Source organism: Streptomyces sp. NPDC054796 (genome assembly GCF_053611545.1).
This window is the reverse complement of the sequence record NZ_JBSHAO010000091.1, coordinates 11570-21067: the sequence shown is the minus strand read 5'-3', so window position 1 is coordinate 21067 and position 9498 is coordinate 11570. Positions and strand designations below refer to the sequence as shown.

The window sequence follows — 9498 nt, the reverse complement described above, 5'->3', positions numbered from 1 at the left end:
CCCAGGAGGGTACCCGGCGCGCCCTGCTTCTCCTCGCTCACTTCTTCTTGTTCCGGCCCCGCTTCTCGCGCACCCGCACCGACAGGTGGATCGGCGTGCCCGCGAAGCCGAACTCCTCGCGCAGCCGCCGCTCGATGAAGCGCCGGTAGCCCGCCTCCAGGAAGCCGGAGGCGAAGAGGACGAACCGCGGGGGCCTGGTGCCCGCCTGGGTGCCGAACAGGATGCGGGGCTGCTTGCCGCCGCGCACCGGGTGCGGGTGCGAGGCGACGATCTCGCCGAGGAAGGAGTTCAGCCGCCCCGTCGGCACCCGGGTCTCCCAGCCCTCCAGCGCGGTCTCGATCGCCGGGACCAGCTTCTCCATGTGCCGCCCGGTGCGCGCCGAGACGTTGACGCGCTGCGCCCACTGCACCTGCACGAGGTCCCGCTCGATCTCCCGCTCCAGGTAGAAGCGGCGCTCCTCGTCGAGGGTGTCCCACTTGTTGTACGCGATGACGAGCGCGCGGCCCGCCTCCACCGCCATGGTGATGATGCGCAGGTCCTGGACGCTGATCTCCTCGCTGACGTCGATCAGCACGACGGCGACCTCCGCCTTCTCCAGCGCCGCGGCGGTGCGCAGTGAGGCGTAGTAGTCGGCGCCCTCCTGGAGGTGGACGCGGCGCCTGATGCCCGCCGTGTCGATGAACTTCCAGGTCTTGCCGCCCAGTTCGATCAGCTCGTCGACCGGGTCACGGGTGGTGCCCGCGACCTCGTTGACGACGACGCGGTCCTCGCGCGCCACCTTGTTCAGCAGCGACGACTTGCCCACGTTCGGACGGCCGATCAGCGCCACCCGCCGGGGCCCGCCGAGCCCGCCGGCGCCGAAGCTCTGCTCCGGCGCCTCGGGCAGCGCCTCCAGCGCGGCGTCCAGCAGATCGCCCGTGCCGCGCCCGTGCAGGGCCGAGACGGGGTGCGGTTCGCCGAGGCCCAGCGACCACAGGTACGCGGCCTCCGCCTCGCCCGAGGGGCCGTCCACCTTGTTGGCGCACAGCACCACCGGCTTGCCCGCGCGGCGCAGCAGCTTCACGACGGCCTCGTCCGTGTCCGTCGCGCCGACCTGCGCGTCCACGACGAAGACGACCGCGTCGGCCGCCTCCACCGCGTACTCGGCCTGCGCGGCGACGGAGGCGTCGATGCCGAGCACGTCCTGCTCCCAGCCGCCGGTGTCCACGACCTTGAAGCGGCGGCCCGCCCACTCCGCCTCGTAGGTGACGCGGTCGCGGGTGACTCCGGGGCGGTCCTCGACGACGGCCTCGCGGCGGCCGAGGACGCGGTTCACGAGGGTCGACTTGCCGACGTTCGGGCGGCCCACGACCGCCAGGACCGGCAGCGGGCCGTGCCCGGCCTCGCCGAGCGCGCCCTCCACCTCTTCGAGGTCGAAGCCCTCCTCCGCGGCGATCTCCATGAACTCCGCGAACTCGGCGTCACCCAGCTCACCATGCTCGTGCTCGTCGCCGCCGGAGTGGTTCTGGTCGTTCATGACGTCTCGTCCTCGTCGTTCTTCTCAGGTGGTCCGCCGCCCCCGTGCGCGCCGGTTCCGGCACGTACGGGAGGCCGCTGCTTCAAGTCTGTCCGGTCGGGCCGCCGCCCCGGAGCATCCGCGCCCCGGAGTCCGCACATCAGCGCCCCGTGAGCCGCTTCGCCTCGGCCAGGTGGTCGGTGAGCCGCTTCTGGACGCGCACCGTCGCGTCGTCCAGCGCCGCCCTGGTGCGCCGCCCGCTGCCGTCCCCCGCCTCGAACGGGTCGCCGAAGACGACATCGACCCTGCTGCGCAGCGGCGGCAGGGCCCCTATCAGCCGGGAGCGCCGCTCGGCGCTGCCCAGCACGGCCACGGGGACGACGGGCGCCCCCGAGCGTACGGCGAAGTACGCGAGGCCCGAGCGGAGCGAGGCGAAGTCGCCCTCGCCCCTGGTGCCCTCCGGGAAGATGCCGAGCACCCCGCCCCGCTCCAGCACGCCGAGCGCGTTGCCGATGGCGGCGCGGTCGGCGGTGGTGCGGTCGACCTTGACCTGGCCGATGCCCGTCAGGAAGGGGTCGAGGGGGCCGACGAACGCCTCCGCCTTGATCAGGAAGTGCACGGGCCTGGGGGCCGTGCCCATCAGCATCGGGCCGTCGATGTTGTGGGAGTGGTTGACCGCCAGTATCGCGGGCCCCGTCGGCGGCACCCGCCAGGCGCCCAGGACGCGGGGCTTCCACAGCCCGTACATCAGCCCGATGCCGATGCGCCGCCCCGTCGCGGCCCCGCGCGCGCTGGGCACGGGGGCAGGTTCTGCCTTGCCGGTCACGTGGCGGCCTGCCCCGCCTTCTGGTCCTCAGCGGCCTGCTCGCGGGCCGCCTTCTCCGTCGCCGCCTTGTCGATCAGGGTGACGACGCACTCGATGACCTGGTCCAGGGACAGCTCGGTGGTGTCCACCTCGACCGCGTCGTCGGCCTTCTTGAGCGGGGAGGTCTTACGGCTGGAGTCGGCCTGGTCGCGCTTGGCCAGTGCCTCGCGCGTGGCGCCGAGGTCGGTGGCCTCCTTGCCCTTCAGCTCCCCGCTGCGCCGGGCCGCCCTGGCCTCGGCCGAGGCGGTGAGGAAGACCTTGAGATCGGCGTCCGGCAGGACGGTGGTGCCGATGTCCCGGCCCTCGACGACGATGCCGCGCTCGGCCTCGGCCGCGATGGTGCGCTGAAGCTCGGTGATCAGGGTGCGCACCTCGGGCACGGCGCTGACGGCGCTGACCGCCGCGGTGACCTCCTGCGTACGGATGGGGCCCGAGGCGTCCTGCCCGTCGGCGAAGATCGTGGGCTCGGCCGGGTCCGTGCCGGAGACGATCGAGGGCTTGCCCGCGGCGGCGGCCACGGCGTCCGCGTCGTTCACGTCGACGCCGTTGTTCAGCATCCACCAGGTGATCGCGCGGTACTGCGCACCAGTGTCCAGGTAGCTCAGCCCCAGCTTGGCCGCGACCGCCTTCGACGTGCTGGACTTGCCCGTGCCGGAGGGGCCGTCGATGGCGACAATCACTACAGACACGGTGGGGGTGACCTTTCTCGAAACACGGGCAGGAGCGCGAGGGCCGAATGGCCCCGCCCAAGGCTACCTGCCTCACGCGAGGAGCCGACATCGGGAAACCGGTGCGGCCCCCGCCGCCCCACCGCTCACACGGTGGTCACGGGCGCCGGCCAGGTCCCGGGAACGGGCCCGGCCCCGCGATCACTCCTGGCGGATGGACCAGCCCCGCTCCCGCAGGGCCGCCTTGAGCATCCGCACGGCGCCGGGCTCGACCATGATCTGCACATGTCCGGCCTGCTGGCCCGTGGAGTGCTCGATCCGTACGTCCTCGATGTTCACCCCGGCCGCTCCCGCGTCCGCGAAGATCCGCGACAGCTCGCCCGGCTGGTCGCTGATGAGCACCGCGACCGTCTCGTAGGCGGCGGGGGCCTGGCCGTGCTTGCCCGGCACCCGCGTGCGGCCCGCGTTGCCCCGGCGCAGCATCCGCTCGATGCCGTCCACGCCGCCGCCGCGCTTCTCCAGGTCGGCGGACTCCAGCGCGCGCAGCGCCCGCACCGTCTCGTCCAGATCCCCCGCCACCTCGGCGAGGATGTCGGCGACGGGCCCCGGGTTGGCCGAGAGGATCTCCACCCACATCGCGGGGTCGGAGGCCGCGATCCGGGTCACATCACGGATGCCCTGGCCGCAGAGGCGTACGGCCGTCTCGTCGGCGCTCTCCAGGCGGGCCGCGACCATGCTGGACAGCAACTGCGGGGTGTGCGAGACGAGCGCGACGGCGCGGTCGTGCGCGTCGGCGTCCATCACCACCGGCACCCCTCCGCACAGCGCGACCAGCTCCAGCGCGAGGTTGAGCACCGCGGTGTCCGTGGCCGCCGTCGGGGTCAGCACCCAGGGGCGGCCCTCGAAGAGGTCGCCGGCCGCGGCGAGCGGGCCGCTCTGCTCTCGGCCCGCCATGGGGTGGGTGCCGAGGTACGTCGACAGATCGCAGCCGAGCTGCTCCAGCTCCCCGAGCGGGCCGCCCTTCACGCTGCCGACGTCGATGTAACCGCGCGCCAGCCCCTGGCCCTGCGCCTCGGCGACGACGGCGGCGATGTGCGTGGGCGGCACGGCCACGATCGCCAGGTCGACGGGGCCCTCGGGCTCGTCCAGGGTGCCCGCGCCCAGGGAAGCGGCCGTGCGGGCCCGCTCCGGCTCGTGGTCACGCAGATGCACCCGCACCCCGCGCGCCGCGAGGACGAGCGCGGCCGAGGTGCCGATGAGTCCGGTGCCGAGGACGAGGGCTGTGCGCATTACTGGGCGATGTCCTTGCGGAGCGCGGCGGCGGCGCCGAGGTAGACGTGGCTGACGTCCTGCTTGGACAGCTCGGTCTCTATGTGCGCGAGCACGCGCACCACGCGCGGCATGGCGCCCTCGATCTCCAGTTCCTGGGCGCAGATCAGCGGAACGTCCACGATCCCGAGCTTACGCGCGGCAGCCGCCGGGAAGTCGCTGTGCAGGTCGGGAGTGGCCGTGAACCAGACGCTGATCAGATCGTCGGGCGTCAGGGCGTTGCGCTCCAGGACAGTCGTGATCAGCTCGGAGACCCGCTCGTGCATGTGCCCGGACTCGTCCCGGTCCAACTGGACGGCGCCCCGTACCGCTCGTACCGCCACGTGTTCGCTCCGCTCCCGCTCGTGTTCCTGCCGTGCTCGTCGCGGCTCGGCACCGCGGCGACCAGCGTAAGCGTGTCCGCGCGCGGATGTCCCTCGGGACCGCACACTGAGACGCTAGACAGGGAGGCATGATCTTCCTCGTGGCGCCGCTCGACGACTGGCTGGTCGCCCCCGACCGCCCGTTCGCCCCGGCCGCCCTCACGGACGACGGCTTCGTCGCCTGCGCCCCCGACGAGCAGGCGGCGCTGGCGGAGGCCGACGCGCGCTTCCGTGGGACGGCGGGCCCCGTGATGGCCCTGATGATCGACGAGCACAAGCTGGAGGCCCGCGTCCGCTGGGAGCCCTGGCCCCACGTCTACGGCCGCGTCAACCGGACCGCCGTCGTCGGGATACTGGAGGTCCGGCGCGACGAGGACGGCCGCGCGGTGTCACTGGCGCTCTGGTCCTGACGTTCCCGACGTTCCCGACGTTCCCGAGGGGCCGGGTCCCGGCCCCTCGGAGACCGGCACCGCTCAGAGGCCGACCTCGTTCATCAGCATCCCGACCTCCGTGTTGGTCATGCGCCGCAGCCAGCCGGACTTCTGGTCGCCCAGCGCGATGGGCCCGAAGCGGGTGCGCACCAGCTTGTCGACGGGGAAGCCCGCCTCGGCCAGCATGCGCCGCACGATGTGCTTGCGGCCCTCGTGGAGGGAGACCTCGACGAGGTAGTTCTTGCCCGTGTTCTCGACGACCTTGAAGTGGTCGGCACGCGCGTACCCGTCGTCCAGCTTGATGCCCTCCTTGAGCCGCTTGCCCAGATCGCGCGGCAGCGGGCCCTGGATGGCCGCCAGATAGGTCTTCTTCACGCCGTACCGGGGGTGGGTCAGCCGGTGGGACAGCTCGCCGTGGTTGGTGAGCAGGATGAGGCCCTCGGTCTCGGTGTCCAGGCGGCCGACGTGGAAGAGCCGGGTCTCCCGGTTCTGGACGTAGTCGCCCAGGCACTGGCGCCCGTCCGGGTCCTCCATCGACGCGACGACGCCCGCGGGCTTGTTCAGCGCGAAGAAGAGGTAGGACTGCGTGGCGATGGTCAGCCCGTCGACCTTGATCTCGTCCTTCTGCGCGTCGACGCGCAGGCCCTGCTCCAGGATGACCTGGCCGTTCACCTCGACCCTGGCCTGTTCGATCAGCTCCTCGCAGGCGCGGCGCGAGCCCATGCCCGCGCGGGCGAGCACCTTCTGGAGCCGTTCGCCGTCGACCTCGCCGAAGGTCTTGGGGAGCTGGAGCGCGGGCTTGCTGTGCCGGGCCCTGTTGCGCTCCTCGATCTGCGCGTCGTACTCGCGGGGCCGCGCCGGTGCCGAGGCCCTGCGGGCGCGCGCCTTGGGGGCGCCGCTCTTGGTGACGTTCCGCGCCGCGCTCTTCGGGCCCTTCGGAGCGCCCTGCGAGCCGCCGGGGCCGCCGCGCGGCCCCTTCGGACCGCCCTGGCCGCCCTGAGAGCCCCCGGAGCCCTGCGGGCCGCCCCGACCGCCTCCGGAGGGCGCGCCGCTCCTGGAGCCGCCCTTGGGGCCGCTCTTGGGGCCGCCCTTGGGGCCGCCGGGCCCGCCCTTGCCGCCGGTCCGCGCGCCCTTCGGCGCCGACGCGCCCTTACGGGCCCCGGAGCCCGAGCCCGCGCCGCCGCCCGAGCCGCCCTGTCCGCCGCCGGAACGGGAGGGGCCGCCGCCGGAACGGGACTGCCCCGCACCAGGGCGGCCACCGTCCTGGTCGTAGCGGCGCTCTTCCGGACGGGGTCGGCCCGCACGCTGCTGCTTGTCGTCGCGCTTGTTGCCCGCGCCCCGGTAATCGCGGTTACCGCCGGTGTTCCTGCCGCTGCTTCGCATCAATGTTCCGTCGTCTGGGGGTCGTCGCCGCTGTCGTCTACGTCGAACGACGGCATGCCTTCCTGGGAGTCCCCCTCGACGGCCTCGGCCTCTGGGAGGAAGGGCGCCAGTTCCGGAAGCTCGTCCAGGCCGCGCAGGCCCATCCGCTCCAGAAAGTAATGCGTCGTCCTGTACAGGATCGCACCTGTCTCGGGTTCCGTGCCCGCCTCCTCCACCAGACCCCGCTGGAGGAGGGTCCGCATGACCCCGTCGCAGTTCACTCCGCGCACCGCCGAGACCCGTGACCGGCTCACCGGCTGCCGGTACGCCACGACGGCCAGCGTCTCCAGCGCAGCCTGTGTGAGCCGCGCCTGCTGGCCGTCGAGGACGAAGCTCTCGACGGCGTCGGCGTACTCGGCCCGGGTGTAGAAGCGCCAGCCCCCGGCCACGAGGCGCAGCTCGAAGCCGCGGCCCTGGCGCGCGTACTCGTCCTCCAGCTCGCGCAGCGCGTCCGAGATCTCGCGGCGGCGGCGCTGGAGCACCTTCGCGAGGTGCTCCTCGGTCGCGGGCTCGTCGACGACCATCAGGACGGCCTCCAGCGCGGGCTTCAGCTCCAGCTCGGCGACCGCGCTGGCCCCTGCGGGGGGCTCGGCCGAGGAGTCGGCCAGGGATCCAGCCCGCGCCTCGCCCGTGGGCTCGGTCCCCGCGGGCTCCGGAAGCTCGTACGTCTCCTCGCTCATGCGCGTCCTCCCTCGTCGTCGTCCCGTGCTTCCGGCTCGTCGCGCCCGTCCCGCTCGTCCCGCCCGTCCCGCAGCGGCTGCGGGCCCTGGTCGAACTCGTCGGACACCAGCTCCTCCGCCGCCTCGGCCTCGCCCCCGCTCCAGCGCACGACGAGGTCCCCCAGCGCTTCCTCCTGCTCCAGCGCTACGGCACGCTCGCGGTACAGCTCCAGGAGGGCCAGGAAGCGGGCGACGACGGTGAGGGTGTCCGGCGCGTCCTCGGTCAGCGTCCGGAAGCTCACCTCGCCCAGCTCCCGCAGCCGCGCCACGACCACCTCGGCCTGCTCCCTGACGCTGACCAGGGGCGCGTGGATGTGCTCGACGTACACCTGCGGCTTCGGCTTCGGCTGCATCGCCTTCACCGCGAGCCTGGCGAAGCCCTCGGCCCCGATGCTGATGACGACCTCGGGCAGCAGCTCCGCGTGGTGCGGCTCCAGGCCGACGGTACGGGGGTAGCGCCGCGACTCGTCGGCCAGCCGCCGCGCGAAGATTCCGGCGATCTCCTTGTACGCGCGGTACTGGAGCAGCCGCGCGAACAGCAGGTCCCGCGCCTCCAGCAGCGCGAGGTCCGCCTCGTCCTCGACCTCCGCCGTGGGCAGCAGTCGCGCGGCCTTCAGATCGAGCAGCGTCGCGGCGACGACGAGGAACTCCGTCGTCTGGTCCAGGTCCCAGTCGGGGCCCATCGCGTGGATGTACGCCATGAACTCGTCGGTGACCTTGGACAGTGCGACCTCGGTGACGTCCAGCTTGTGCTTGGAGATGAGCTGGAGGAGCAGGTCGAAGGGCCCCTCGAAGTTGTCGAGCACGACCTTGAACCGCCCGTCGTCCGGTTCCGGCTCCGGTTCGGGAGCGGCGGGGGCGGGCGCGGGCGCGGGTTCGTTCTCGGGAGGGGACTCGCCCTCGGGCTCTCTCTCGGGCTCCTCCGCCACGGGAGCGGGGGCCTCCGCCGGTACCGGCTCGGACGGTGCGGGGACGGTGACGACCGGCTCGGGCTCGGGCTCCGGCTCGGGAGCCGGTTCCGGTGCGCGCTCCGGCTCGCCCTCACCCTCCGGAGCCGCGGGGAACGCGCCCGGGCCCCGGCCCAGGGGGCGGCGTGCGGCTCTGGACGGGGGCTCCGCGTAGTCGTCAGGAGTGGACATCGCGGGCAGCGTACTGGCAACCACCGCCGCCGACGGCGGCGGCACGGCCGGTCAACGGCCGCCCGGCGCTAGGTCCTGTCAGACAATTGGCGCCGTCCTCGCAGTGGGCTGCTCGGTCGGTTCGACAACGCAGCGGACGTGCGTGCCGGGGGTCGCGGGCCAGACGGGAATTGTCAGACAGGGCCTAGGCCCGGACCCGCTCAGCGTCCCCGCAGGCGGCGTACGAGGATGCTCGCGTCGCCCCGCGATTCGAGGTCGGCGAGGACCACGGCGACCGCCTCGCGGACGATACGGCCGCGGTCGACGGCAAGCCCGTGCTCGCCGCGCAGCACGAGCCGCGCGTGCTCCAGGTCCATCAGCTCCTCGGCGGAGACATAGACCGTGATCTTCTCGTCGTGGCGCTCGCGCCCGCTGGGCCTGCGGTTGGCCCCGCGGCCACGCCTGGCCGTCGAACCGCCCGCGGCCTGCCTCCCCTTGGCCTGGCCGCGCGCGGCGGCCGAGGACCCCGGACCTGCCTGGCCCTGGCCCTGGGACGCCTGCGACGGAGACTGCGACTGCGGGGACTGGACGCCCTGTGCCGCGCCTTGCGCCGCCGCCTGGGCGACGGAGCGCCGCCCCTCGGACGTGCCGTTGCCCAGACCCTGCTGGCCCTGGAGCTGGCCGTGCCGCTGGGCCTGGCCCTGGCCGGGTCCCGTGCCCTGCGCCGGAACGGAGTTCTGCCGCTGCGGCTGACGCTTCCCCTGGCTTTCCCGGGCTTCCCGGCCGCCGTGTTCGTCGCCCGTCGCCCCCGGGCCCGTCCCGGAGCCCGAGGAGGTGCCACCGGCGGACGGGGACTCGGCGTCCTCGTCCGAGGGCGTGTGCGCGTCGTCCCCGTGCCCCGCGCCCGTCGTCCCCGTGCCCGTGCTCGCGCCGGGCTCGGCCGCTGGCCCCGGTACCCGTCCGGGGCGGGGGCCCGGACCCGGGGCCGGGCCGGGTGCCGCGCCGCCCGGGGGGGGGGGCGCCCCGGTGGTGTGGTTTTGCGGCGGGGGGGGCGGGGGGTTGGCGGGGGGTGCCCCCGGGGGTAGGAAA

General features: G+C 73.7%; 9 protein-coding genes and 1 pseudogene. 1 reads left to right on the top strand and 9 read right to left on the bottom strand.

The window, feature by feature from the left end; genetic code table 11:
* Window positions 1–37: 37 nt before the first annotated feature.
* From der to aroH, 5 genes are all read right to left on the bottom strand, one after another.
* Entirely contained in the window at window positions 38–1516 is a 1479-nt protein-coding gene (der, locus tag ACWGJ2_RS38175) for a ribosome biogenesis GTPase Der (RefSeq protein ID WP_453350982.1), read from the bottom strand.
* Window positions 1517–1655: 139 nt separating this feature from the next.
* Window positions 1656–2243, bottom strand: a complete 588-nt coding sequence (locus ACWGJ2_RS38170; RefSeq protein WP_453350987.1) for a lysophospholipid acyltransferase family protein — start codon at window positions 2241–2243, stop codon at window positions 1656–1658.
* 74 nt (window positions 2244–2317) lie between these two features.
* On the bottom strand, window positions 2318–3040 hold the full coding sequence (cmk, locus tag ACWGJ2_RS38165) for a (d)CMP kinase (RefSeq protein ID WP_453350986.1): 723 nt from the start codon (window positions 3038–3040) through the stop codon (window positions 2318–2320).
* Between the two features lie 189 nt (window positions 3041–3229).
* A complete protein-coding gene (locus ACWGJ2_RS38160; RefSeq protein WP_453350981.1) occupies window positions 3230–4318 on the bottom strand; it encodes a prephenate dehydrogenase in 1089 nt (362 codons plus the stop codon).
* A complete protein-coding gene (gene aroH, locus ACWGJ2_RS38155) occupies window positions 4318–4680 on the bottom strand; it encodes a chorismate mutase (protein ID WP_453350980.1) in 363 nt (120 codons plus the stop codon). Before aroH ends, ACWGJ2_RS38160 begins: the two co-directional genes overlap by 1 nt.
* Window positions 4681–4808: 128 nt before the next feature.
* On the opposite strand from aroH, the gene ACWGJ2_RS38150 reads away from it, so the two are divergent.
* A complete protein-coding gene (locus ACWGJ2_RS38150; RefSeq protein WP_453350979.1) occupies window positions 4809–5129 on the top strand; it encodes a DUF952 domain-containing protein in 321 nt (106 codons plus the stop codon).
* A gap of 63 nt (window positions 5130–5192) precedes the next feature.
* Here the strand turns inward: ACWGJ2_RS38150 and ACWGJ2_RS38145 are convergent, their stop codons facing one another.
* The 4 genes and pseudogenes from ACWGJ2_RS38145 to ACWGJ2_RS38130 all read right to left on the bottom strand — a co-directional run.
* Complete coding sequence (locus ACWGJ2_RS38145; RefSeq protein WP_453350978.1) at window positions 5193–6533, bottom strand: pseudouridine synthase; 1341 nt, start codon at window positions 6531–6533, stop codon at window positions 5193–5195.
* Window positions 6533–7252 carry an SMC-Scp complex subunit ScpB gene (gene scpB, locus ACWGJ2_RS38140; protein ID WP_453350977.1) on the bottom strand — a complete coding sequence of 240 codons (720 nt, stop codon included), beginning with the start codon at window positions 7250–7252 and terminating at the stop codon, window positions 6533–6535. Before scpB ends, ACWGJ2_RS38145 begins: the two co-directional genes overlap by 1 nt.
* Window positions 7249–8430, bottom strand: a complete 1182-nt coding sequence (locus tag ACWGJ2_RS38135) for a segregation and condensation protein A (RefSeq protein ID WP_453350976.1) — start codon at window positions 8428–8430, stop codon at window positions 7249–7251. Before ACWGJ2_RS38135 ends, scpB begins: the two co-directional genes overlap by 4 nt.
* A gap of 200 nt (window positions 8431–8630) precedes the next feature.
* Window positions 8631–8891, bottom strand: a pseudogene (locus ACWGJ2_RS38130) (hypothetical protein); the annotation flags it as partial.
* Window positions 8892–9498 lie beyond the last annotated feature (607 nt).

Coding starts and splice junctions, on each gene's coding strand:
- der (WP_453350982.1), bottom strand. CDS start 1,516: ATGAACGACCAGAACCACTCCGGCGGCGACGAGCACGAGCATGGTGAG.
- ACWGJ2_RS38170 (WP_453350987.1), bottom strand. CDS start 2,243: ATGTACGGGCTGTGGAAGCCCCGCGTCCTGGGCGCCTGGCGGGTGCCG.
- ACWGJ2_RS38160 (WP_453350981.1), bottom strand. CDS start 4,318: ATGCGCACAGCCCTCGTCCTCGGCACCGGACTCATCGGCACCTCGGCC.
- ACWGJ2_RS38150 (WP_453350979.1), top strand. CDS start 4,809: ATGATCTTCCTCGTGGCGCCGCTCGACGACTGGCTGGTCGCCCCCGAC.
- ACWGJ2_RS38145 (WP_453350978.1), bottom strand. CDS start 6,533: ATGCGAAGCAGCGGCAGGAACACCGGCGGTAACCGCGATTACCGGGGC.
- scpB (WP_453350977.1), bottom strand. CDS start 7,252: ATGAGCGAGGAGACGTACGAGCTTCCGGAGCCCGCGGGGACCGAGCCC.
- ACWGJ2_RS38135 (WP_453350976.1), bottom strand. CDS start 8,430: ATGTCCACTCCTGACGACTACGCGGAGCCCCCGTCCAGAGCCGCACGC.